Genomic DNA, 22,799 nt, shown 5'->3' with positions numbered 1-22,799 from the left:
GCGGGAAAGGGCAATTCAGCCGCGTAGCTGCGCGGCTGAAATTTCATTGTTGCAGGCCTTTCCCTGCTCCACATCGCTGAGGTTTTGCAGTGTGGTGGCGGCAATGCTCGCCAGCGCCTCGGCACTGAAAAAGCCCTGATGGCCGGTAATCAGCACATTGGGGAAAGTCAGTAAACGCGAGAACACATCGTCGGTAATAATCTTGCCCGACAGGTCCTCGAAAAACATATCGCCCTCCTCTTCGTACACATCCAGCCCGAGATAACCAATTCTCATCGTCTTGAGCGCGGCAATCACCGCGACGGTATCCACCAGTGCGCCGCGGCTGGTGTTAATCAGCATCACGCCCGGCTTCATTTTGGCGAGGGCGCGGTCATCGATCAGGTGGTGGGTGTCCGGGGTCAGAGGGCAGTGCAGGCTGATAATATCCGCGCGCGTTAGCAGCGCGTCCAGCTCGGTGTATTCCACGCCAAGGCGAGTACAGCGCTCATTGGGAAAGGGGTCGGCGGCAATCACCGTACAACCAAAGCCGCTCATAATGCGGCAAAACGCCTCGCCGATATTACCCGTACCAATCACCCCCACCGTCTTACCGTGCAGGTTAAAGCCCAGCAGTCCTTCCAATGAAAAATTGCCCTCGCGAACGCGGTTGTATGAACGATAAATTTTTCGGTTCAGCGCCAGAATTAAGGCCACCGCGTGCTCTGCCACACCTTCCGGCGAATACCTGGGCACACGCACTACGGTAATGTCGTGGGCCGCTGCGGCGTCGAGATCGACATTGTTAAAGCCCGCGCACCGCAGCGCCACCGTATGAATGCCCAGCGCAGCCAACTCCGCCAAACAGTCATCGCCCAACTCATCGTTTACAAAGGCGCAAACCGCATCGAAACCCTTGGCCAAACCCGCCGTCGCCGCACCCAGGTGGGCATCGAAAAACGCCAGCGCATGGCCGTGGGGCTGGTTCGCCTTAGCAAGAAACTCGCGATCGTAATCCTTGGCTCCAAATATCGCGACTCGCATTCCATCTCCTCAGCACAAAATTTTCTCACTGCATTGAGTGTAGCAAGGGCCTCGGCGGATGGGGAAAACCCCTTCTGACGAATGAGTGATGCCTTATTTCTGTATTCCTGTCGCAATGCCTGGCGTTTCTGCTGTACCTTGAGTGCAGCGCTTTCACTTTGCGCGCGGGGAAACGACCAATGAAAAAAATCGATAACGAGAAAGAGTGGGTAAGAAAGGCCATCAATATTGGCAGCGCCTACGCAGAGAAGCGCGGCGCCGCCCAGTTTGAAGACGGCGACTCCAGCAACGAACGGCTGGAATTTATCTACCGCCTGTTAGTGCGCGACAAACTCATCCAACCCATGCCCGAGCTACAAGTATCCCAGCAAAGCATTCGCCACCGCTTGGCACTGTGGGCAAAATCGCTGGATAAAAAGGCCTGAGCCGGATGCGATTTGCCCGCCATGGCGACAAATACCGTTACAAAACGGGCGCGCGGCGGGCAGACTGTCCCGCCGCGCAGCCAGCTATGCCTGCATCGCCGCTTTGACATCCGCGGGACGAATTGGCAAGTTCCGCAAGCGCGCACCCACCGCGTTAAAAATGGCATTGCCAATTGCCGGAGCCACCGCGATCAAACCCGGCTCGCCGAGCCCCGTGGGAAACTCCGTGTTTTGTACAAAGCTGATATCCATGTCTGGAACATCCTTCATACGCAAGGGTTGATAGCTATTGAGGTTGTTGTCAGCAACTTGGCCATCCTTAATTGCCGTGCCCTCATGCAAGGCCAAACTCAGGCCCCACAACATGGCACCTTCAGTTTGCGCCAGGGCGCCGTCGGGGTGCACCACGGTTCCGCAGTCCATAACACTGGTGAGCTTAAGCACCGTAACCTGCCCCGATTCGGGGTCCACTTTGACGTGGGCCACGCAGGCGCTCCACGTTGGCATTGTGCGCTCCTGACCGGCGGCAACGGCCACACCCAGGCCCTCGTTGGCCGGTAGCTTGCGACCCCAGCCCGCCTTGCGAGTGGTTTCCCGCAAGACATTGGCCAGCCGCTTAGCGCCACCTACCGCCTCCGGCGCGTTGCCGGCATTCTTTCCCTTAGCGTCGAGCAAGCTCAGCCGGAATTCAGCGGGATCTTCGCCCTGGGCGTGGGCGACCTCATCCATGAAGGACTCAACCCCCCAGCCTATCCAGCCTGGCCCCACCGCACGCAACCATCCCGGTACAAAGGTCTTTTGTGCCAAGGTGTTATTGATGGCCCGCACGCGGTGATGGTCGAGACTGTACCAATGGTCGGCGCCGCTGATAGAAAAACTATCGACCTTGGTTTTCTTATCGACGCTATCGGGCATGAACCCGGGCGCCATGGTGAGTGTTGGCCAGCCTGCCGCGGCGGCGTGCTCAATGCCCAGCAGATCACCCTCGCCACTCCAGTAGGCCGCAAAGTGCTGTACAGACGGTGAGCGAATGCAGTCAAAGCGAGAGTCATCCTCACGGGTAAACACTAACTTCACCGGCTTACCAGTGGCCTTAGCAGTAAGTGCGGCAGGCACCATATAATCGCCCGCTAACCTCCGGCCAAAACCACCACCGAGATAGTGCTGATGGATCACCACTTTGTCTTCGCCGAGGCCGACTGCCTTAGCCACCACCGGCAAGAACAATGACTGCCATTGGTTGCCCGTATACACGTGGCAAACACCATCTTTAAACTCCACCGCAGCATTGACCGGCTCTAATGCAAAATGCAGTGCCGACGCGGTTCGATAGCTGCCTTCAATGGATTTTTTCGCGCGCTGCGCCGCTGCGTCGATATCTCCATGATCGACAAACAAGCCACCCGCTGTTTTATCGGCGACTAGCTTCTCACCTTCAGCGATAAGATCCTCTTCGCTGACATTGGCCGTTTCCCCCGCGCGGTATTCCACTTTGATAGCATCGGCAGCTTTAACCGCGCCGTAGTAACTGTCGGCCAAAACAGAGACCCAGCCCTGCAAAATATCACTGGGATCACTGAGCACCTCGTAGCCCAAATACCCCTTCACGGCTTTTGCGCCGCTGTCATCAACATTCAACACAGTCGAACCGTAGCGGGTTGGCGGAATGAGGGGGCGCGCGTAGATCATTCCTTCCAGCTCAACGTCGATACCATACTGCGCCTCACCGGTCGTTTTCACCGGGATATCCAAGGCCCGACTCGGCTTGGCAATTAACTGACGGTTGTCAGGTTTTTTCGGAGAGAATTTGGCGAGCTGGTCTTCGCTGAAGGTTTTATCAATCTTGCCGCGCTTCACAATATCGGCAAAATCCAAACGCTGGCTGCCACAAATCACTTGGCTGTTTTCCGTGCGGCAGTCTTTCGCTGCCACCCCAAGCAGCTCGGCAGCCGCTTCAACCAGCGCCTCTCTACCCGCAGCACCGGCTTGCGACATCGGCACATACGACTGAAATACCGACCAGGAGCCGCCCGTCACCATATACCCCCACTTGGGGTCGGTATCCACGTGATTAAAGCTCACCCTATTCCAATCGGCACCCAGTTCATCGGCCACGATACGCGCCAGCGCTGTGCCCACGTGCTGCCCCATCTCCGCACGGGTTACATTCACTAAAATGGCGCCACTTTGGTCAATCTCAAACCAGATAGTGGGGTTGAAACGCTTGCTGTTTAGTCGCTCGGACGCCGACTCAGAACTGCACCCAGACAAGATCGGCGCGAAGGCCAGCATTACCCCTGCCCCCGCCGATGCAATAAGAAACTGGCGGCGATTCACGCCCGTGTTGTTGGCATTTTTTATCCGTGACATCTTAACTTACCCCCTGTTTTTCAGACGCTTGCGTCGTGGTGCTATCCACCACCGTATTGCGCTTAGGGTCGTAAATTTGAATGGTGCCATCACTGCTCTGGGCAACTTTTTTTATCGCCCGCTTAATGCGCACATAAGACATGCACCGACAGAGATTGCCCGACATATGCTGCACAATCTCCTCGTCTGAGGGATTCGCCTTGTTCGCCAGTAGCGCCGCCGCCTGCATGATCTGACCAGACTGGCAGTAACCACATTGCGGCACTTGCTCCTCCACCCAAGCCTGTTGCAAGGGGTGGCTACCCGCCAAACCCTCAATGGTACGAATATCCGCATTGTTCACCGCACTTAGCGGCAGCGAGCACGAACGCATGGGGTTGCCGTTCATGTGCACCGTACAGGCGCCACACATCGCTATACCGCAGCCAAACTTGGTTCCTTTTAGCCCAAACTCGTCGCGAATAACCCAAAGTAAGGGGGTATCTCCCGGCGCATCTGAGGACATCTTCTTGCCGTTCAATGTAAAAGTCGTCATCCATTTCACCCGTGTCGTAGCAAAACCTGCCTCCCAGTGTAGCTACATCTGACAGATCTACCCAACTCAGCACAGACGGACTCATTCTCGGGATACCACAGGCTTAGCCATTACGTGCCACCCCATTGCGGGGCGGATAGACTCTCGGTAGCGGCAGGTTCGCTACGTCTGCAAAAGGGCGATGCGAACTCAGCGCTTAAAGAATGTTAAACAGCACCAAGGCGTAGGCGTAGAAACGCAGAAAGCGGGTTAAGCCGATCAATAGGAATGTTCGGAAAGGATACTCGATCATCCCAGCAATCGTGCTCGCCATCGCAAACGGAATTGGCAATAGCGCAGCGATGACGATAAAAACACCGCCCCATTTTTTCATAAACTCGACGTGCTCGGCGTGGCGTTCAAAAAGATAACGATGCACCGAGGGAATGTGTTCAATACGACTGCCTATGCCGTACGCCGTAATACCACCCAGGTATGAGATAGCCGCGAGTACCGTCACCATCAGGTAAGGTGCTTCCGGGAATCGCGACTTCGCCCACAGCATAAACAGGTCGGGCGGCAACAACCCAAGAATGGATTCAGAAACATAAAACAGCGGGAAGACATAGGCCGGCGGCAAGCGCTGCTCAATAAAAATCCGCAAGCCTTCCTGATATACCGCGAGATACGGCCTTACTAGCCAAAGCAGCGCGACGAGTGCCGCCATCACCGTCAAGGCTTTCAGTAGATTCAAGGTAATGAGGGTATACAGTTCACTGCGCTGATCGAGTGAAAATGGCTTTTGTTGGTTCCTCATCACTCCGCCTCTTCCGGCCGACCAACATGATAACTGTGCTGCGAATTTCGATTTTTATAATTATCGCCACTTGCCGCCAAGGCCTGATTTTCAGATTCGAGAATTTGGCGAAGACTATGCAAGGCATTGTACGGCCCATTGACCGAAAGCGCGTTTATAAGCCAGCCTGGGATCGGCCCACCCGGTTCGGCGTGGATCACCGTGCTTAGGCGAACACTAGAGGAACCGGTGCGTACCAGGGTCCATGTTCCCTCGGCTTTTTCCACACGTACGCGGTCATCGACAATTGACGGTATGGTGTTGTCAGCGTGGGAGAGGATGCGCGCCTGCGAACCATCGGGCGCTACCGACCACTGTCGGCGTAGCAGCATGTCTCTGTCGCTAACCGGCCAGGGCAAGTCATTAACCACGTAGATAATATCTTCGCTTTCCGACAGTTTTTTATATACCGATGCCTCGGTGCACACCTTATCCCAGCGCGGCCGCTGACCGGCATCAAGTAACAGAGCGAAGGCTTTTTCGAAGGGCGCATTAATGTCCACCTCGGCTTTCACTTCACGCGTTGCCGAGTCATGGATCTCGCGGCTGGAGACTTTTATGCCGTCCTCATACTTATCAACCCGCCACACCGTCATGCTTTCCCCGCCCCACAAACTGAGCGGGACGAAGAAGGCCACTGTTGCGGCGCAGCGAAGCAGCAGACGAAGCGCGCCGCTGGCGCGCACGCGGCCTCTAAAAACGGTAGCCAAGTTCGACTTCATAGGTTGTATCTACATAAGCGCCACCGAAGTGAGTGCCCCGAAAGCCCGGTGTATCCTGAGCGGCAGCCAGCGATTCACGGCCGGTAATGTTGTCGCCGAAAAAGCTAATATGCCAAGTGTCGTCCATCGACTTAAGGCCAAGCCGCACACCGTAGGTAGTGCCAGAAATGCGCGTATCGATTGGGTCGAGGTCAGTGGCCAGGGCCACCTCGGATGAGTAGCTCGCGGTAATGCCTGCCAGCGTTAGGAAGGGCCAGTTGAAGGGCTGCCCCTGCCAGCCCGCCGTGAAGGTGGACTTAATTTCCGGTACCAACCGCAGGCGTCGGCCGGTGAGGTCACACGGAGGTGGGTTGGTATTTTCAGCCGTACAGGCGGCCTGGCTAAATTCAGAATATTCCGATTCCGTGAAGGCGCCATTCAGGCCGAGCAGGATGCCGTAGGGCGTCATCAACATGCCCTCGTATTCCAAACCGTAGATCGTTGCTGACGCTGCGTTTTCCACCACGTAGGCCACGCCATTGAAGGTCGATACCTGAAGATCGCGAAAGTCGGTGTAAAACAGTGACGCATTAAAACGCGCCGCGCCGCCCAACCATTCGGTTTTAGCGCCCAGCTCGTAAGTCAGCGCGGTTTCGTCGTCAAACTCCAGGTTTATGTCGTTGCTTGGCTGGCCGGTGAAGCCACCAGACTTATACCCTTTGGCGGCAGTAAAATACGCCATTGCCGCATCGGCGAAGTCATACTTCACAGAGAATTTGGGAATGAAGTTAAAGGTTTCCCGTTCACGCTCCGCTTCAAACTGTGTATCCCCGGCAATAATCACCGGAAAGATAGTCGCCCCTTGAGGGTTCGGGCCGAGGCAATAACCCGCTGGGGACGGGATGCCGCTAAGCCCAGGCAAATCCACAGGCAGCAGCTGGTTGCACGCCGCGCCAGAGATAACCGCATTCCCCTCGCCACCGGTAACGTTATTAATCAGTCGGTGGCCGGTATCGAGGGTTTTGTCTTCATAATTTAAACGCCCACCAAAAGTGGCCGACCAGCGCTCAGTGAAATGCCAGGTGACCTGCCCAAACAGGGCAGCGCTGTCGGTGATCTGGTCGAAGCGCGTTAACGCCGTTTCGATGGGTGACGGACCACCGGCCAGTGTTTGTCGCGCCTGGATCAATTGACCTGCCAACTGGCCACTGTTGGCATCGTTGAGCACCTGATCCTGACACGCTTCCGGGTCGGGCGATTGCAAGCAGGCCATGCGCTCGCCTTCACCCGTGACCTGTAGCAACTCGGTCAGCAGTAAAAATTGTTGGATGTTGTAATCGGCCTGCAAGTCCGACTTCATGAAAAATAACCCACCGACAAACTCAACATCCCCCGGTGGTGAAGTGATGCGAAATTCCTGACTGTACTGCTCCAGCACTTCATTGTTATCAAGGATAAGAAAAGGAATCGGTGAAAAGTCGGCATCCAACCTCACCTCTTCGTCCAACCAGGTGTAGTTGGTAATACTGGTAAGCAGGTAGTCATTGCCGAAACTCCAGTCGGCTTTCAAGGTAACGTCATAGGCGTCGCGCGCTACACGGCCCTGCGTATCTTTCGCTGTTCGCTCGTCGAAAGGGTCTGCCGTGGTTTCCGGGTCAAACACCTGCATGGCCGCGAGATGGCGGTCACGCGCGCGAATAAGCTGACTACCCTCGCCATGCTGGCGGATCAGCGCTGCGTTCAGTGTCAGGCCAATGGTCAAATCCTCGGAGGCGTCCCATACGACGCGCAGGCGCGCATTTTGGGTATCGATATTCTCTTCATCGATCTCTGCCGTGGTGTTGTAAACACTGCCATCGCGAAGCTGACTCATCAGCGCGACTCGCCACCTGAGCGTATCCGTTATGGGCCCCGTGGCCATCAGGCGTACGCGCTGTTGGTCCAGGTCACCCAGTAGCACGTCACCCTTAAAACCAAATTCTGTGTCGGGCATGGCGGTGCGAAAATGTATCGCACCGGCCGAGGCATTTTTACCAAACAGGGTACCCTGCGGGCCGCGCAGCACTTCAATCGCCGCCAGGTCCATGGTGGCCTGATTAATATATGAAGCGCGACCGTAGTAAACATCGTCGATCAGCAATGCCACCGATTGTTCAAAACCTCGGTTATAGCTCGACCCCAAACCGCGCATATAAATACTGGGAAACGACGGTGTTGCCAGCACGTCCAGGTTGGGCACATATACCGCCACTTCGTTCATGTCGGCCATGTTTTTGTCGACAATGTCATCGCCACTAATCGCGGTAACAGATAGCGGTACGGACTGTATGTCTTCCTCTCGCTTCTGCGCCGTGACGACAACTTCTTCAAGGGCATTGCGCTGCCGCTTAAGCGATTGCTCCTCCGCGCTAACCTCGGGATTAGCGGCCGGCGCTGCGAAACCCAGAGCCGGAGCCGCCAGTAGGCTCGCCACAAGCAGTGGTTGTAAGCAGGGTTTGCTCCGCTTAAATAAAAAGTGATTGAGCGCGCTGAAACACCCTCTTGTGTCGACTGACATTTACGCTTCCCCTACTGCTTATTATTGTATTTATACTTTTGACGCTAGAAATAATTGTGTTCAGCGCGGTTCGTCCGAGAGCAGCCCGTGAACATTGTGCACCGTTGGCGACTTATCAACGGCCTTCAGGTCAGGCGCGGTCCCCAACAGCAAGTCGCCCAATCCGGTTGACACGCCCCACCATAATTTTTCGTCGCGGTAATGATGCAGGCGATGCATTCGCTGGCGGCGACGGTAGTAATTCACTGGCATACACCAGGTGGTGTGGCCCATGAAATGACAAAACTCATAGTGCAGCGCCAAAGTAAAAAACATGGCAAGGGCACCGGTTGCCAGTTCGACACTGGGCAACAACAGGTAGGCAAGCGCAATCAGCACCGGCACCACGGTGGGGAACACCTCTTTGTTGATGGTGATATCACTGAGGTCAGAGGGGTTTACATGGTGGGCACGGTGAGAGCGGCCCACACTGAGGTCGATCGTTTTACCAAAAATTTTGCGCGGCTTGGAATGCAGAATGTAAGCATGAATCAGCCATTCCTGTATCGGCCAGAAAGCCAGAATGCACAGCGGAGCGATTAGATCCGCATAGCTCCAGTTGCCGAGGTAAACCCGAAAGCCGGTAAAGCCCAGTGCCAATGCCGTAAGAATGATCGGGCTCATATGGCCATAAAAGGCTTTAAAAAAGTCGCTAGCCTTTGCCGGGTTGGCTGGTTGGGCCGCGCCACCAGATGATTGAACGCTGCTCGTCATGGGATAGTCCTCTACGCATTGTTATTTAAATGATTTTGCGTGTGTTGCTCGTACAGATCTAAAAACTGGTTAATGGCGTTGCTGCTGCCATCGATATAGTCGCGTGCTAACTCCGCCGCCTCGTCAGCTTTCCCCTCACGCACCAGCATCGCGAGGCCACGGAATGAGTCCAACTTGCGAAGGTCGCGATCCAGCATCTGGGTCAGTAGCTCCCATAGCGGTTCGTAGGTTTTGCGCAGCGAGTTAAAGGCCAGGCGGTAGGCGATATTGCCGCTGCCATCAACCAGCTCCTCCCAAAATTCAAACGCGAGGCGCTGCAAGTCGACGGGGGCCACTGCCGCCGTCATGTCATCGACCAAGGCATCTAAACGATCAGCGGTAGCTGCGCCGCCATTCACCGCGGCATCGGCGGCAATCGCCGGAGACAAGACCTGACGCATCCGCACAATGCTGCGCGCCGCATCGACCTGAATTTGACCGTCCTGGTCAAACAATAAACTGGGGAGTAAGTCGGCACTGGCCTCCCTGCGGTAGTCCAGCACCGTTGTCATGCCGCCGTGCTTAACCTCAACCAAGCGCGCTTGTTGCAGGCGCTTGATCGCTTCGCGAACGGCATTACGGCTCACCCCCAGCATTTCAGACAGCAGCCGCTCCGAGGGCAATTCCTCACCGGCTTTCAGTTCCTGATAGACGATGCGATTACGCAATTGGTCGAACACTTCATCCGACACAGACCGCTTCTGTATGGCCTTGAACATAGCTGCTACTCTCCCTTGAGGTAACTTATCCTACCAGTGGACCTGTTATTGCGCAAATAGGCAAATATGAGCAAAAACGGGAGTCAGAGCAGCGAAGTCCCACCGAACACGCTCGCCATCATCCCAACACGCTTAACGCCCTGATCACGATTCGAAAAAACCGGCGAATCAATCGATAAACACACCTAAAGTGGCCTTTCGCCCACGACGTTTTTTGCCATAATCACTGCATAGACAATCAAACAGCGGGCAAGCTATGCGCAAAACGAAGATCATCTGCACCATTGGGCCAGCAACCAGCGACTACGAGTCACTGCACAAACTGGCCGACGCCGGGATGAATATCGTACGCCTGAATATGTCCCACGGTGAACACGACAGCTGCGCGCAAATTATTAAGTCCATCAAAACCCTCAACCGCAAACTCCACCACCCGGTCGCGGTGCTGATCGACACACAGGGGCCGGAGATTCGCACCGGCGATATCAATAACGAACTCAGCCTGAAAACCGGCGATGTGATTTCGGTGGTCGCGCGGGGCGAGGCCGATGTCGAGGCCAGCTCGATCCAGATCAATTACGAAGACCTGATCAACGACGTGAATATCGGCGACAAGATCACCGTCGACAACGGCCTGATCAATCTGGAAGTGCTCAGCAAAGAACAGCGCACCATGCAGTGCCGAGTGATCGACGGCGGCGTATTAAAGAGCAAGCGCCACGTTAACCTGCCCGGTATTCGCGTAAACCTGCCCGCCATTACCGAGAAAGACCGCCGCGATATTCTGTTTGCCATGGAACAAGAGGTGGACTTTATCGCCCTGTCATTCGTGCGCAGCGCCGACGACATACGAGAATTGAAAACCCTGCTGGGCGACAAGGTCGATAAGATAAAAATTATCGCCAAAATTGAAGACCAGGAAGGCGTTAAAAACCTCGACGCCATTATTCAAGAAGCCGCCGGTGTGATGGTCGCCCGGGGCGACCTGGGTGTGGAAATTCCCTTTGAAGAACTGCCCATTGTGCAGCGGCAAATTATTTCCCAGTGCGCGAAATACGGCCGCCGCGTGATTGTTGCCACCCACATGCTGGAATCGATGATCGAAAACCCCATGCCTACCCGCGCCGAAGTTACCGATGTCGCCAACGCCGTGTACGAAGAGGCCGACGCCATTATGCTGTCGGGGGAAACCACCGTGGGCAAATACCCGGTGAAATGCGTGGAGGTGTTAGACCGCATTGCCCGTTCCATTGAGAAGAATCGCGGCCTGCGCTTTAGCGATGAACTGATCATGGGCAACGACAAACAGGAAATTGCCGCCGCCGCGGTGAAGCTGGCTGAATCCATTCAAGCCAAGGCGATTGTTGTGCCAACACGGCGCGGACTGATGGCCAGCCTGGTTACCAACTGCCACCCCCAAAGCTCCATCATCTGCGCGTTTACTAACGATAGTCGCACCCGCCGCAAGCTGGTGTTAAATCGCAACGTGCTTAGCTACCGCATCAACTTCAGCTCCGACCCAGAGAAGACGCTCGCCAACGCCGCCCACATAATGATGAGCCGCGACGAATTCAGCGAAACCGATAAAGTGGTGGTGATTTCAGACGCCCTCTCCAGCCACGGTATCGAGGCCATTCAAATTCGCCAGCTTGGCGACTTGGTAGCGCGTTATGAAATTGACCACACATAGAAAGGCTTGCGTGACGTTGTGGACCTGAGTAACTACCTGCTCCAGTGCCAGCTCTCATCCTAGTAGTACAAAAGGTGTTGCGGATATTTTTCAAATGTCTTCATCATTTATGAATGGAATAAAAATTATGTATTGCGGTAAGGAATCCGAATGAAAAGTCATCTTATTAGTGTGTTATTGCTTCTCTCGCTACCTCTTTTGACGGCCCACGCAGGTGGGCCGATACGGTCGATGACCGGAGGAAAGTGTATCCCGCTGGAAAGTCAGCCTGAGCTCTGTCGCGAAGCCGGAGAGCGCTGGCTAGTCATGAAGGCCGATGGCTCTGGCACGATGGTGATGGGGTTTGTGAGGAGTTCGCCTACCTATAAGGACATGAAAAAGATCTCCAAAAAGTTTGGAGGCAAACGCGAGAGAATCCCGGAGAGTAAATGCAAAAAAGACTGGGGAAGGAAACACCCATGGGGGCTAATCGAAGCAAATGGTGCCTCTCCGGTAGAGCCTGCCGCTTACCAACTCATCATTCCAATATCGGATAAATTTGCAATCGCCCAGCCCTACAAGGACATCGACTGTCATTGGAACGATGAATACTACCTTGTGGAAATTGATAACAAACTCAAAAAGCTCAAAGAGCCACTGGGAAAGGGTAGAACTTACTACACCATGGGTGGCTACTCCATGCAGAGCCCGGTAAGGGTCTTTATTGCCAGGGGCACTACGAGTGTAGGTGAGAATACTGTCAAGTTTGAGCAACTGGGGCCAGATGGAAGAGTGGTCGCGACTTACGACAATATTATCTTCTCTCAGGCAAAGCTGACCTTCTATACACAAAATGAATCCGGCTTGATCTTTGCCAAAGCGATTGACCCTAAAACCGGGAATGAGGCCTCCGTCCGCTGGGGACCTATGGGAGACTTTCTCGGCTATTATCCGAAGATCGATATTATTGAGTCGATCTATGACTTAGACAGAAAGAAATTCACTAATTATCTGATGCAGGCAGTCGGACGCCTTCCTCTGCAAACGGATCTGCCCGATCACACGTTGTATGTACCACTGGATGAACAGGGAGAACCCGTGAAGGGCCCTAAAAACTTTGTGGGTATGACGCCGCTTTATGACAATTACTGGGGCTTTAATGAGCGGCAGAAAAAATATAAAGACTGGTTGCTAGTGTACAAAACACCCACTGGCTTCAGTTACAAAATTGCCGGGCTGGCTACGCGCGGTCAAGTCAAAAACAATAGCGAATCTTCTCCGATCAGTATCTTAGCCTCGGAGGCTGACTACGTCATGCTGGCTGATTTTGATTATCAGAGAGAAGAAGGAGCGCGGGAGTACAAGTCAAATAGCGATATTTGGCAATCCTATTTTATTCAATTCTATACCGCCTACGAAGCCGATGGTGTGACACCAAAGGCTAGCGCCTATCCCGGAAAATGGCACTCGCTATCGCCATGGATAGGAAGCCGCATGGTGGTAGATACGGGTTATAAAGCGAAACTGGCAACGGCATATGGACCAAATCGATACGGATGGGATGACAGATTTACCGCGATTCAAACGGTCTACCAGAATGCGCTAAAGTCCCGTGCAGATAGCCTGGCTCGCAAGAGGGCCTACGAGGCAAAAATTGCTGAATCGAAGCGCCGTAGAGAAGAAGAGCGTGAACGCGCTTATAGGGCAGCACAAGAAGAGTGGCGTAAACAACAGGCTTTTCAAGCCGCCCACCCGTCCAATCGTAACAGCTCACAGAGCTTTGGCGATGCATTGAATGCCTGGGGTGATGCGATGATTAAGCAAGGTCAGATCAATAACCGCAACAACAGTTACAACGGCTACCGACGGGACTGTTACAACAATTATGACGGCACAGAAACCTGCTTTACCTCAAAGCGATAGTTCGCCATGACGAAATGGATCGTACACTCTGAGTGGTGGATGCCTCGTGTCGTGTGGCTTTGGGGTGCAATAACGCTGCTATTTGGCTTGGTGACGCAGCAAGATCCGCTGTCGACGTTTATTTATCCCTGCCTGGCTGTGGCGCTGGCTTATTTGGCCGCAGCTCTGCTGAGGTGGCTGTTCGTGTTTCAAAGCTCGACTACGCAGCGTGTCACACCGTTTATCAGCCGAACCATCACTGCCTTTTGGGTCTTAGGGATAATTGGGTTTCTTCAGCTGTTGGCAATCGCGTTATTTGAGGGATTCAGGAGTGGCGCTTTCAATTATTTTTTAATTGCTATTTCTGTATTTCCTGTGGGCACGTCAATGGGGGCGGCACGAGAGTGGCGTCGAGTGCGACAACTGCAAATTAGAAACACTATTAGCTAATTTATGGGAAGAACATGAAAACGGCTAAATACGATATAAAACGCTTATCACCCCAGGATAGAAAGCGCATACAAAATCAATATTGGTTGATTGGCGGTTTTTCACTCTTTGCCGGAGCGATCTTCTATGTGATTTTTACCTCGATTGTTTCTTCTACCCATAACAGCGCCATTCCAATGGTCATTTTTGGTTTTTTCGCTGTGATTTTTTTTGCTGTTATTACAAGCATCGCCCGGCAAAACCACATCGAGCTCAGAGACGGGATCAAACACTGTTACACAGGGGTGGTAACCAATAAGCGTGTCAACAAGCATACCTCCAGAACAGGAAATCATCGCTCCCCAAATCGCGCAGGTAACGGGGGAAGCCGAACCAGAACAACCATTACACACTATTTGTCAATTAATGGCGAAGAGCTAAAGGTAACGCCTAAAGAATATCATCAAGCGTCCGTAGGGGACGAAATTTCATTACATATCAGCCCCAAGAAAAAGCTGATTCTGAATTTTGAGATTTTAAATGCTCACATTCATGAGCGAACTGAAGAAGCTCCTGAATCTCGAAAGGTTAGTTCTTCGCGGAAGAAACGAGAATTACATATTTCTCCTACTGAACGATCAATAGTTAAGAAGCTTTTCTTCAAACAATGGCGAAAGAAGCTTTATTTCTTTATCGCCATGCTGGTTCTGTTTTTCCCTATCTTTACGACCAATTTGATCCTTTTTTCATTTCCTTTGGCCATTGTTCTGCTATACAAGGCTTTAGGTCTTTTCTCAGCCTACAATCTTTACCGACGGTTTACGAATACTGATCTTGGCAAAGTGGAAATTAGAACGAGGGTAAAAGACAAATTCGCTACAACATCGAATCTGGCAAAAACTAAATTTCGACTTTTGACGGCTGAGGGGCGGTGGGACGTGACTGAAGAAATCTACAACGCCTTGTCAGCGTCGGATGCTATTACTCTATACAAGCCTGCTCATTTGGATATGATTTACGCGGTTAGTTACCAAAATGACAAAAATATTCTATATCTGGTGTAGCGCACTGCTTTAGTAAGCCTTAATTGAGTGGGGATTTCTTTATCGATTTACCAAGTTTTATTTTTATTATTAATATACGCGTTAAACCGTTTTCCTAGCTCCCGCCCGTCCTTAAAGTCGGTGATATCACTCTCTCGAATAATACCTAAACGCTGATAAGGAAACTTCGTATTCTGAGGTTGCATGAATGACAATTTGTGTGTCCCATTAGGAAGCTTCAACACGCCACCACCCATAAACATATACCACGGCGAGTGGAAATTGGCATTTGACCGCTGAGTGCGAAACACTTCGATATTTTGACCCTCGGAGATCTCCTCAAAAGCGCCCTCTTTATCCACCATCAAGTCGAGCTTCTTCTTACCAAACGTCCCTGTGTCGATGAGTGAGAATGCAATCTCGTCACCCTCAATCGACAAGTAACCTGGGGCACTGTGAAATAACCCGTTTAGCAGCCAAGCTTTCAAAATCATTGTCTAATCCTTTGCACCTGCTTTGAGTTTTTACACCAGTATGAGTCATCGGATCAAATGCTACCTGCTGTCACGTAATATTATTATCGACTAAGAAGACAGGCTTAAAAAAAAGCGTTTCACGATAACAATGGCGAAACACGCCAGGTGCGGGCTTGCTGTGGGGTATACTTTAAGGAGGGCTTCACATCCATGCCGTAGTCACTATTGACTCCATTCTGAAGTACGCGGTAGCGTTTTGCTGCGGCCTGCAGCGCCATAATCAGGTACTCATGCTGCATTGAGTATTCCACACTCTTTGGCGGCCTGGAACCGGCGAATTAACGGTGCGCTAACCGCCAAGCGTTCTTTTATTTGTGAATTTAATTGCCGACGTCGGTGTTTTGCCGCGGGTTTGGTGCGACACCATGTCACATCCTCAGGCGTTGAGTCAGTCATTAGACTATTGCCGACATCTATAATTAGGCGATTTTTCTGTGAAGAAGCAATTTTTACTGACGGCGTTCGCGATGGCGCCCGCACTGGGGTTGGCCAACCATGACTTGGCCATTGAATTGGTTGAGGTGACGGCTGAGCGCGACCTGGACCCAACAGCGGATCAGATTTTTAGCGATGCGCCGCTCACCAAGCCGGTGCACGACGCCGGTGAGTTGCTGCGTTCGGTAACGGGCATGAGTGCCACACGGCGTGGCGGTCGCGGCTTTGAGCCAATTATTCGCGGCCAGAGCCAGAACCGTTTGAATATTATTTCCGATGGCGCGTTTAACTACGGCGCCTGCCCCGGCCGCATGGATCCACCCACCACTTATGTCGGCTTTGACAGTTTTGATCAGGTTTCTGTGATTAAGGGTAATCGCTCGGTGATTTACGGCGCTGGCGGCAGCGGCGGCACGCTATTGTTTGAACACCAACGCCCGGAATTTGATGAAAGCGGTTATCGCGGCAATGTTCGCCTTGGCTACACCGGCAACTCCGACCTGCGCAGCGCTGCGGTGGATTTTGCCGCAGGCAATGACCGCGGCTTTGTTCGCGTATTCAGCGAGAACATTGAATCGGACAACTACGATGATGGTGACGGCAACACCGTGTCGTCGGCCTTCGACTCCAACAGCTTCGGCGTGATTGTAGGTGGCGATATCGGCAACCACTATCTTGAAGCCTCTCATGAGGTGGCCAACGAGGAAGACCTGTTCTATGCCGGGAACGGCATGGATGCGCCCTATGCCGATTCCACCACCAGCCGCTTTAAGTGGCATTACAACGCCTCGATTGGCCCGGTAGATGCGCTGTCGCTGAATCTGTATCGCAGCGATGTTACGCACTTGATGGACAATTACACGCTACGCCCGCGCAATGCGATGCCGAACGGCATGGCAGCGCCAAGTTCATCGGACACCTGGGGCGGCCGTTTTATGGCCACGCTAAATGGCGACAACAGCGAATGGCGAGTGGGTATCGACCACCGCGCCAATGACCGCCGTGCCGACCTGTTTATGGATGCCGGCAAAGACGGTAGCTTCGATATGCTGGTGTCTCGCATGTGGCCCGATATTGAGCAGCGCCTAACGGGCCTGTTTGCCGAACTGGACTACGAGCTGAACGCGGTGGATGAGCTGCGTGTAGGCGTGCGCTATGACCAATTCCGCTCAGAGGCTACCTCCAGCGAAAAACCCGCCGGCATGATGGGCGCGGCCACCCCCGCCAACCTTTATCAGGCTAACTACGGCACGCGCAGCAACAAGGCCACTACCAATGACCTGGGCTTGGTATTGGGCTGGGACCGCAAGCTGAGCGAAAGCACCTTGTTTAGCACCAACCTTAGCCGCTCGGTTCGCCACCCGGATGCCAGCGAGAACTTTATTGCCCGCAGCGCCATGGGCAAGAGCTGGGTGGGCAACCCCAATATCGACCCGGAAATTCACCAGCAGCTAGACCTGACCTTGCTGTCTCGCCAGGGCGACAGCCACTGGTCGGCCACGGTGTACTGGGACGAAGTGACCGACTACATCGAGCGCTACAATCGCGGCACCGCCACCCTGTACCGCAACACCAACGCCCAGTTGCGCGGCGTGGAATTGGAGGCGGACAAACCACTGTTTGGCGGCGTATCTGCGCGGGTGGGTATTGCCTATACCGAGGGTGAAGGCGACAACGGCGACCTGGCGACTATCTCGCCGCTGCAAGCCACCACCCATGTTGATTATCAGCGCGATGGCTGGTCGGTGGGCGTTCAGTGGATTGTTGCCGATCGTCAAAACCGCATTGATGTCGACAACGATGTACCGGAAGAAACTGCCGGTTTTGGTGTGGTGAATATCTACGGGAACTGGGAAGTGACTGACGCGCTATCGCTGGAAGCCGGTGTGGAAAACGTGGCGGATAAGAATTACGCCTACCACGTTAACACCGCCTCATCTGACCCCTTCGACCCAACGGCCGTTCGCGTGAACGAACCCGGGCGCCAGTACTGGATCAAGGCGCGCTATCAATTCTAAGCCCTTCACCCGCTGGCATTGCGCCGCGGGTGCTTTTTTTGCCGCCGGAGCAACGCTACTTAGCAGCGTAGGCGGCAAATACTTCTTCGCCGGTCAACTTCTCGGTGGCATTGGCAAACGCGTAGTACGTTGGTTTTTGGTCGATGAAGATCTGCTTGCTAAATTGCCAGTCCACATCGCCAAACAAACCCACCGGCAGAGCGTAATGATTGTCGGCCGTTAATCGATAAAACAGGTGGGTGCCGCACTGGCTGCAAAAGGCGCGCTCGGCCCACTCAGAAGACTGATAACGGCTAATATATTCCTCGCCGCTGAACCGCACCTCGCCATCACACTCCACGGCCAATAGCGGACCGCCGCCCCACTGGCGACACATGTCGCAGTGGCAGGCATCGATATGCATAGAGGACGGGGTGGCAAAAACCGACACCTTGCCACATAAACAACTGCCGTGTTGCTGCGTTTCACTGGTCATCACACTCTCCTTTTTGGGGTAGTTTCACTGCTCGCTTGTCGCCTGCTCCAGTTGCGCCACCAGCTCGCTAACCGCCTCGGTAAACTTGCCGTCATCGAGCTGTTCGCTCAGCTCACTGGCCCGCTGGGCATGCGTTAACGCCCGCGCCAGGTCTTGCTGCTCGGCAAACACTTCTGCCAGGGCGAAATTTAATGAGGCGACATATTCATCCAGGCCCGCGCGCTCAGCGCAGGCTAAGCCGGTTTCGTAGGCGGTAATGGCCTGCTCCACGTTGTTGGAAAAATCGCCCAGGGCCTCCCATTGCAGGGGGTGGTCGGCCTCGGTGTCGGCATTGTCTGCGCACAGCGCCTTTAAGGCCTGAAAGGCTTTGGCCTCGCCCTTGCGGTCGTTGCCCTCCGCGGCGCGCAGCAGATTGAGGGTGAGGCAGTGAATCTCGTCGTATAACGGTGCAGACATGAATACATCCTTTGGCGGCAGTTTGGCGCTGCCCGAAACTGAAGGTAGTGGCACTGCCAAGGTTTATAGCACGGTCGGTAGTGTGGCTAACAGCTTGGCCGACTCTGCCATTGGCGGGCCGCCACTTTGCCACCTACTATGGTCCCAGCCCACTAACGATAAAAACAGGGAGCCATCACCATGCACAACATCGACCTCAGCGGCAAAGTCGCGTTAATTACCGGCGGCAGTCGCGGCCTGGGACGCGCCATGAGCCTTGGCCTGGCGAAAGCCGGCGCCGATATTATTGTGGCCAGTCGCAAGCTGGAGGCCTGCGAAGCCGTGTGCGAGGAAGTGCGCGCCTGCGGCCGCCGCGCCGTGGCCATTGCTGCCCACGCTGGCGACTGCGCCAGCCTCGACGCCTTAATCAGCCAAGCACTGGAGGCGATGGGCAAGGTGGATATTTTGATCAATAACGCTGGCATTAACCCCGCCTTTGGCGAACTCTCGGCACTGGAACCCGCCATGTTCGACAAAATGGTGGACGTGAACCTGAAGGGGCCTTGGTATTTGGCCTCGCGGCTGGCGCCCCATATGGCAAAAAGCGGCGGTGGCAGCATTATCAATGTCATCTCTGTTAGTGGTTTAAAGCCCTCGGCACTGATGGGCTTTTACGCCACCACAAAAGCCGCACTGAATGCCATGACAAAAGTGATGGCCGCCGAGTGGGCCGATAAGAACATTCGCGTTAACGCGCTGGCCCCCGGCACCTACCTGACCGACATGGTGAAAAACAGCTTCCAGGTACCGGGCTTTGAAGAGGCCACCCTGCAAAGCAATTTACAAAAACGTATTGCCGACGCGGACGAAATTCTCGGTCCGGTACTGTATTTGGCCAGCGACCTGGGGCGCTACACCACGGGCAGCACTGTCGTCGCCGACGGCGGCTTTATGGTGCTGTAAGGCAGCGTAAAAGGATTAGCACGATGAGCAACTACCCCGACTTTAACTGCCTGCGCATCACGCCGCTGGAAGGCCAGGTTGTCGAGCTGCAACTGCACCGCCCGCAGTCCCGCAATGCGCTGAGCTGGGAACTGATGCGCGAATTAAAGGCCGCTTTGCACCTGCTTGATCAGGACAACCGCGTGCGAGTGATTATTCTCAGCGGCGCGGGCAAGTCCTTTTGCGCGGGCCTGGATTTACTCGACCAAAACAACCCGGACAGCCTGCGCGACACCATTGGCGAGATCAAAGCCGGAAGCCGCGCCGGTATGCGCGCCCAGGAATACATGGCCGATATTGCGCTGCTGATGCGCCGCATTCAGCAGCCGATTATTGCCGCCGTGCACGGACACGCCTACGGTGGCGGACTGGCACTGGCACTGGCCTGCGACCTGCGCATAGCGGCAAGCTCGGCGCGCTTTTGCAGCCAGTTTATTCGTCTGGGGGTTTCCGGTTGCGACTTTGGTGTGAGCTATACCCTGCCGCGTTTGATCGGTGCCAGTCGCGCCCACGACATGATGCTGACCGCCCGTGTGGTCGATGCCGAGCGCGCCGAGCAATGGGGCTTAGTCACCCGCCTGACCAGCGATGACGCACTGGCCGAAGACGCCCGAGCACTGGCGCGCTCGCTCACTGAATTCAGCCCCTATGGCGTGATTTCGACCAAGCAGGCAATGTGGGAAAACCTCAACGCCCAGTCACTGCAGCAGGCGTTGCAACTGGAGAATCGCAATCAGATTTTGAACGGTTTAAGCGGGGATGTTGAAGAGGCAGCAGCGGCCTTTTTTGAGAAACGGCCGCCGCGCTTTGATGACTAGGGCAGGCTTACATTACCCGCCAGCCCATCGCCTGAAACAGCACCTCAACCGCCAGCGCTATACCGCCCGCATAAGTGCCGAGTGCGCCGATAAACCGCATGGGGTTGGGGCGCGCCATGGTGCGCGTGGTGAGAATGCCCAGCACAAACAGCACGCGGCAGGCGGTAACGGCCACCATGGTCCACATCACCCACAGGGCCATTTGTGCCTGGCTGGCAATGTAGATCAACACCATTAGCGCCGGCGCGTATTCAACCGTGTTGGCGTGGGCGCGAATGGCCTTGTGCAGTGGGTCTTTCGGGTCGTCTGGGCAGCCGCTACCGCGCTTGGCCTTGGTGCGCGCAATACTGACGTTTAAACCCAGCACAAAACACAGCAGCCCCAGTACCGCGATGCAGATCATCGGAATATTCATGTTTACCTCGTTATCGTTGTTGTTAGTGTGCGCGTAATAAGCGCTTTCCTAAGCCAGCCATAGCAGCGTGATGACACCGTAACTACACAGTGACACCAGCGCAATACCCAGCAGATTCAGGGCGAAACCGGCGCGCATCATATCGCGAATTTCCAGCTCGCCGCTGCCAAAGATCACGGCATTGGGCGGTGTCGCCACCGGCATCATAAACGCGCAGGAGGCCGCCAACGCCGCCGCGCAGCAAAACAGCAGGGGCGATATCCCCTGAGCCACCGCCAGCGCACCGAGCAGTGGCAAAAACGCCGCCGTGGTGGCGGTGTTACTGGTTAGCTCGGTGAGGAAGATCATTACGCTCACGATCAACAGTAATATGAGCGCCAGTGGCAGCGCCGCCAGTTGTTCAAAACGGCTGGCGATCCACTCGGCCAGCCCCGAGCTGCCAATCAGCGCTGCCAGCGCAAGCCCGCCACCGAACAACAGCAGCACACCCCAGGGCAGCTTTTCGGTGGTTTTCCAGTCCAGTAGTGCGCTGCCCGGCACACCGGAGCGAATCACAAACAAACTCAGCGCCGCCGCCAGTGCAATGCCGGTATCACTTAAGCCCGGCAACAGTTGCTCGGCAAAGGGACGGCCGATCCACGCCGCAGCGGCCACGCAAAAAACAATGGCCACGCGGCGCTCGGCAGTGGTGATCGGCCCCATTTCCCTCAGCGCTTGGCGGCTGATGTCGGCATTGCTGTAGTCGGCAACGCCGCTAAAGTCGCGGCGACATAATAGCCGCCAGCAGATCACTAACATTGCAAGCGACAGCGGCAGCGCCAAGCCCATCCACTGGGCAAATCCCACCTCAATGCCGTGACTGCTTTGTAAGTAGGCGGCGAGCAGAGCATTGGGAGGCGTGCCAATCAGGGTAGCCATGCCTCCAATACTGGCGCTGTAGGCAATGGCTAACAGCAACGCGATAGCGTAATTGCGCCTTGCGGCGCCCAGGGACTCAGGCAACAGACCAATTACCGACATCGCTATCGGCAGCATCATTACCGAGGTGGCAGTATTACTTACCCACATACTTAGAAAGGCGGTAGCGACCATAAAGCCGGCAATTTGCCGACGCGGCTCCGCGCCCACGCGGCACAATATGGTCAGCGCCAAACGCCGGTGCAACTGCCAGCGCTGCATGGCCAGGCCGAGCATAAAGCCGCCCATAAACAGAAACACAATCGGGTGGGCATAGGCGGCCGCCACCGCCTTGAGGGGCGACAGACCGATGATGGGTGCGAACAGCAGCGGCAGCAGCGCCGTAGCGGGAATGGCAATGGCCTCGGTGCCCCACCAAAGCGCCATCCACAACGCCAGCGCCGCACACAGCCAGGCGGTATCGCTCATACCCGCCGGTGCAGGCAGCAGCATCGCACCAACCAGCAAGCCAGGGCCGAGCAGCAGCGCAACGCGGCGCAGGGTGCTGGCAGGCGACGGGGTATCAGCGGGTTGGCTCGGCACTGGCAGGGTCCATGGCGATAAATATGTAGCGCTTATAGTAACGGCCTGCCGCCATTTCCACTACCGCCCGGCCCGCGCCACGCTCAAGATTGAAAATCGGTGCTTCAAACAACTCTCGTAAGCCACTACCCAAGACCCACTTCAATAGCTATGCTCTGGGCAGCT

Annotated in this window: 23 protein-coding genes; 8 read left to right on the top strand and 15 right to left on the bottom strand. The window is 54.8% G+C overall.

Annotated elements, in window-relative coordinates; all coding sequences use genetic code 11:
* Nucleotides 1–15 precede the first annotated feature (15 nt).
* Nucleotides 16–1,023, bottom strand: a complete 1,008-nt coding sequence (locus AC2Q8J_RS11085) for a 2-hydroxyacid dehydrogenase (protein ID WP_424144802.1) — start codon at nt 1,021–1,023, stop codon at nt 16–18.
* Between the two features lie 179 nt (nt 1,024–1,202).
* Here AC2Q8J_RS11085 and AC2Q8J_RS11080 point away from each other — a divergent pair, with 179 nt between their 5' ends.
* Nucleotides 1,203–1,448, top strand: a complete 246-nt coding sequence (locus AC2Q8J_RS11080) for a DUF5062 family protein (protein WP_036256911.1) — start codon at nt 1,203–1,205, stop codon at nt 1,446–1,448.
* Between the two features lie 84 nt (nt 1,449–1,532).
* Here AC2Q8J_RS11080 and AC2Q8J_RS11075 read toward each other — a convergent pair whose 3' ends face one another.
* The 7 genes from AC2Q8J_RS11075 to AC2Q8J_RS11045 form a co-directional block, all read right to left on the bottom strand.
* Nucleotides 1,533–3,818, bottom strand: a complete 2,286-nt coding sequence (locus tag AC2Q8J_RS11075; protein ID WP_486451290.1) for a xanthine dehydrogenase family protein molybdopterin-binding subunit — start codon at nt 3,816–3,818, stop codon at nt 1,533–1,535.
* 1 nt (nt 3,819) lies between these two features.
* Nucleotides 3,820–4,353, bottom strand: a complete 534-nt coding sequence (locus AC2Q8J_RS11070; RefSeq protein WP_204994993.1) for a (2Fe-2S)-binding protein — start codon at nt 4,351–4,353, stop codon at nt 3,820–3,822.
* A 196-nt stretch (nt 4,354–4,549) separates the two neighbouring features.
* Nucleotides 4,550–5,149, bottom strand: a complete 600-nt coding sequence (locus AC2Q8J_RS11065) for a YqaA family protein (RefSeq protein WP_486451289.1) — start codon at nt 5,147–5,149, stop codon at nt 4,550–4,552.
* On the bottom strand, nt 5,149–5,910 hold the full coding sequence (locus tag AC2Q8J_RS11060; RefSeq protein ID WP_486451288.1) for an START domain-containing protein: 762 nt from the start codon (nt 5,908–5,910) through the stop codon (nt 5,149–5,151). The genes AC2Q8J_RS11065 and AC2Q8J_RS11060 overlap by 1 nt, the downstream gene beginning before the upstream one ends.
* Nucleotides 5,882–8,446 (bottom strand): TonB-dependent receptor, encoded by a 2,565-nt coding sequence (locus AC2Q8J_RS11055; protein WP_486451287.1) that lies wholly within the window; start codon nt 8,444–8,446, stop codon nt 5,882–5,884. Before AC2Q8J_RS11055 ends, AC2Q8J_RS11060 begins: the two co-directional genes overlap by 29 nt.
* A gap of 60 nt (nt 8,447–8,506) precedes the next feature.
* A complete protein-coding gene (locus AC2Q8J_RS11050) occupies nt 8,507–9,199 on the bottom strand; it encodes a sterol desaturase family protein (RefSeq protein ID WP_204994989.1) in 693 nt (230 codons plus the stop codon).
* A gap of 11 nt (nt 9,200–9,210) precedes the next feature.
* A complete protein-coding gene (locus AC2Q8J_RS11045; protein WP_204994988.1) occupies nt 9,211–9,957 on the bottom strand; it encodes a FadR/GntR family transcriptional regulator in 747 nt (248 codons plus the stop codon).
* Between the two features lie 256 nt (nt 9,958–10,213).
* Here AC2Q8J_RS11045 and pyk point away from each other — a divergent pair, with 256 nt between their 5' ends.
* The 4 genes from pyk (at nt 10,214) to AC2Q8J_RS11025 (ending at nt 15,021) form a co-directional block, all read left to right on the top strand.
* Nucleotides 10,214–11,647, top strand: coding sequence for a pyruvate kinase (gene pyk / locus AC2Q8J_RS11040; protein WP_204994987.1), 1,434 nt, complete (start codon nt 10,214–10,216; stop codon nt 11,645–11,647).
* Nucleotides 11,648–11,797: 150 nt separating this feature from the next.
* Entirely contained in the window at nt 11,798–13,549 is a 1,752-nt protein-coding gene (locus AC2Q8J_RS11035; RefSeq protein WP_486451286.1) for a hypothetical protein, read from the top strand.
* Nucleotides 13,550–13,555: 6 nt separating this feature from the next.
* The gene (locus AC2Q8J_RS11030; RefSeq protein ID WP_486451285.1) at nt 13,556–13,978 is read left to right on the top strand and encodes a hypothetical protein; all 423 of its coding nucleotides are present in this window, start codon (nt 13,556–13,558) and stop codon (nt 13,976–13,978) included.
* 14 nt (nt 13,979–13,992) lie between these two features.
* Nucleotides 13,993–15,021 carry a hypothetical protein gene (locus AC2Q8J_RS11025; protein ID WP_486451284.1) on the top strand — a complete coding sequence of 343 codons (1,029 nt, stop codon included), beginning with the start codon at nt 13,993–13,995 and terminating at the stop codon, nt 15,019–15,021.
* A gap of 47 nt (nt 15,022–15,068) precedes the next feature.
* On the opposite strand, the gene AC2Q8J_RS11020 is transcribed toward AC2Q8J_RS11025, so the two are convergent.
* Together AC2Q8J_RS11020 and AC2Q8J_RS11015 are read right to left on the bottom strand one after the other, a co-directional pair.
* Entirely contained in the window at nt 15,069–15,494 is a 426-nt protein-coding gene (locus tag AC2Q8J_RS11020) for a hypothetical protein (protein WP_204994983.1), read from the bottom strand.
* A gap of 119 nt (nt 15,495–15,613) precedes the next feature.
* Nucleotides 15,614–15,775, bottom strand: a complete 162-nt coding sequence (locus AC2Q8J_RS11015; RefSeq protein WP_204994982.1) for a hypothetical protein — start codon at nt 15,773–15,775, stop codon at nt 15,614–15,616.
* A 195-nt stretch (nt 15,776–15,970) separates the two neighbouring features.
* On the opposite strand from AC2Q8J_RS11015, the gene AC2Q8J_RS11010 reads away from it, so the two are divergent.
* Nucleotides 15,971–17,989 (top strand): TonB-dependent copper receptor, encoded by a 2,019-nt coding sequence (locus tag AC2Q8J_RS11010; RefSeq protein ID WP_486451283.1) that lies wholly within the window; start codon nt 15,971–15,973, stop codon nt 17,987–17,989.
* A 55-nt stretch (nt 17,990–18,044) separates the two neighbouring features.
* Here the strand turns inward: AC2Q8J_RS11010 and AC2Q8J_RS11005 are convergent, their stop codons facing one another.
* A complete protein-coding gene (locus AC2Q8J_RS11005; RefSeq protein ID WP_486451282.1) occupies nt 18,045–18,464 on the bottom strand; it encodes a GFA family protein in 420 nt (139 codons plus the stop codon).
* A gap of 24 nt (nt 18,465–18,488) precedes the next feature.
* Entirely contained in the window at nt 18,489–18,920 is a 432-nt protein-coding gene (locus tag AC2Q8J_RS11000; protein ID WP_486451281.1) for a hypothetical protein, read from the bottom strand.
* A 180-nt stretch (nt 18,921–19,100) separates the two neighbouring features.
* Here AC2Q8J_RS11000 and AC2Q8J_RS10995 point away from each other — a divergent pair, with 180 nt between their 5' ends.
* Entirely contained in the window at nt 19,101–19,862 is a 762-nt protein-coding gene (locus AC2Q8J_RS10995; protein WP_286695379.1) for an SDR family NAD(P)-dependent oxidoreductase, read from the top strand.
* A gap of 23 nt (nt 19,863–19,885) precedes the next feature.
* The gene (locus tag AC2Q8J_RS10990) at nt 19,886–20,719 is read left to right on the top strand and encodes an enoyl-CoA hydratase/isomerase family protein (RefSeq protein WP_486451280.1); all 834 of its coding nucleotides are present in this window, start codon (nt 19,886–19,888) and stop codon (nt 20,717–20,719) included.
* Nucleotides 20,720–20,726: 7 nt separating this feature from the next.
* On the opposite strand, the gene AC2Q8J_RS10985 is transcribed toward AC2Q8J_RS10990, so the two are convergent.
* From AC2Q8J_RS10985 to AC2Q8J_RS10975, 3 genes are read right to left on the bottom strand one after another with little or no spacing between them, the layout of a single operon-like run.
* Nucleotides 20,727–21,134, bottom strand: coding sequence for an MAPEG family protein (locus tag AC2Q8J_RS10985; RefSeq protein WP_204994977.1), 408 nt, complete (start codon nt 21,132–21,134; stop codon nt 20,727–20,729).
* Between the two features lie 48 nt (nt 21,135–21,182).
* Nucleotides 21,183–22,634: an SLC13 family permease gene (locus AC2Q8J_RS10980; protein ID WP_286839407.1), complete on the bottom strand. Its 1,452-nt coding sequence runs from the start codon at nt 22,632–22,634 to the stop codon at nt 21,183–21,185.
* Nucleotides 22,615–22,779: a hypothetical protein gene (locus AC2Q8J_RS10975; RefSeq protein ID WP_486451279.1), complete on the bottom strand. Its 165-nt coding sequence runs from the start codon at nt 22,777–22,779 to the stop codon at nt 22,615–22,617. The genes AC2Q8J_RS10980 and AC2Q8J_RS10975 overlap by 20 nt, the downstream gene beginning before the upstream one ends.
* Nucleotides 22,780–22,799 lie beyond the last annotated feature (20 nt).

This window comes from Spongiibacter sp. C9W (genome assembly GCF_057370015.1).
This window is presented reverse-complemented; position numbering and strand designations above follow the sequence as displayed.

What these genes read in the sequence shown, in the direction of transcription:
- AC2Q8J_RS11060 (WP_486451288.1), bottom strand. Translation starts at nt 5,910, where the DNA reads ATGAAGTCGAACTTGGCTACCGTTTTTAGAGGCCGCGTGCGCGCCAGC.
- AC2Q8J_RS11020 (WP_204994983.1), bottom strand. Translation starts at nt 15,494, where the DNA reads ATGATTTTGAAAGCTTGGCTGCTAAACGGGTTATTTCACAGTGCCCCA.
- AC2Q8J_RS11080 (WP_036256911.1), top strand. Translation starts at nt 1,203, where the DNA reads ATGAAAAAAATCGATAACGAGAAAGAGTGGGTAAGAAAGGCCATCAAT.
- AC2Q8J_RS11070 (WP_204994993.1), bottom strand. Translation starts at nt 4,353, where the DNA reads ATGACGACTTTTACATTGAACGGCAAGAAGATGTCCTCAGATGCGCCG.
- AC2Q8J_RS11075 (WP_486451290.1), bottom strand. Translation starts at nt 3,818, where the DNA reads ATGTCACGGATAAAAAATGCCAACAACACGGGCGTGAATCGCCGCCAG.
- AC2Q8J_RS11030 (WP_486451285.1), top strand. Translation starts at nt 13,556, where the DNA reads ATGACGAAATGGATCGTACACTCTGAGTGGTGGATGCCTCGTGTCGTG.
- pyk (WP_204994987.1), top strand. Translation starts at nt 10,214, where the DNA reads ATGCGCAAAACGAAGATCATCTGCACCATTGGGCCAGCAACCAGCGAC.
- AC2Q8J_RS11035 (WP_486451286.1), top strand. Translation starts at nt 11,798, where the DNA reads ATGAAAAGTCATCTTATTAGTGTGTTATTGCTTCTCTCGCTACCTCTT.
- AC2Q8J_RS11085 (WP_424144802.1), bottom strand. Translation starts at nt 1,023, where the DNA reads ATGCGAGTCGCGATATTTGGAGCCAAGGATTACGATCGCGAGTTTCTT.
- AC2Q8J_RS10985 (WP_204994977.1), bottom strand. Translation starts at nt 21,134, where the DNA reads ATGAATATTCCGATGATCTGCATCGCGGTACTGGGGCTGCTGTGTTTT.
- AC2Q8J_RS11025 (WP_486451284.1), top strand. Translation starts at nt 13,993, where the DNA reads ATGAAAACGGCTAAATACGATATAAAACGCTTATCACCCCAGGATAGA.
- AC2Q8J_RS11050 (WP_204994989.1), bottom strand. Translation starts at nt 9,199, where the DNA reads ATGACGAGCAGCGTTCAATCATCTGGTGGCGCGGCCCAACCAGCCAAC.
- AC2Q8J_RS11065 (WP_486451289.1), bottom strand. Translation starts at nt 5,149, where the DNA reads ATGAGGAACCAACAAAAGCCATTTTCACTCGATCAGCGCAGTGAACTG.
- AC2Q8J_RS11055 (WP_486451287.1), bottom strand. Translation starts at nt 8,446, where the DNA reads ATGTCAGTCGACACAAGAGGGTGTTTCAGCGCGCTCAATCACTTTTTA.
- AC2Q8J_RS10990 (WP_486451280.1), top strand. Translation starts at nt 19,886, where the DNA reads ATGAGCAACTACCCCGACTTTAACTGCCTGCGCATCACGCCGCTGGAA.
- AC2Q8J_RS11015 (WP_204994982.1), bottom strand. Translation starts at nt 15,775, where the DNA reads ATGCAGCATGAGTACCTGATTATGGCGCTGCAGGCCGCAGCAAAACGC.
- AC2Q8J_RS11045 (WP_204994988.1), bottom strand. Translation starts at nt 9,957, where the DNA reads ATGTTCAAGGCCATACAGAAGCGGTCTGTGTCGGATGAAGTGTTCGAC.
- AC2Q8J_RS10995 (WP_286695379.1), top strand. Translation starts at nt 19,101, where the DNA reads ATGCACAACATCGACCTCAGCGGCAAAGTCGCGTTAATTACCGGCGGC.
- AC2Q8J_RS11000 (WP_486451281.1), bottom strand. Translation starts at nt 18,920, where the DNA reads ATGTCTGCACCGTTATACGACGAGATTCACTGCCTCACCCTCAATCTG.
- AC2Q8J_RS11005 (WP_486451282.1), bottom strand. Translation starts at nt 18,464, where the DNA reads ATGACCAGTGAAACGCAGCAACACGGCAGTTGTTTATGTGGCAAGGTG.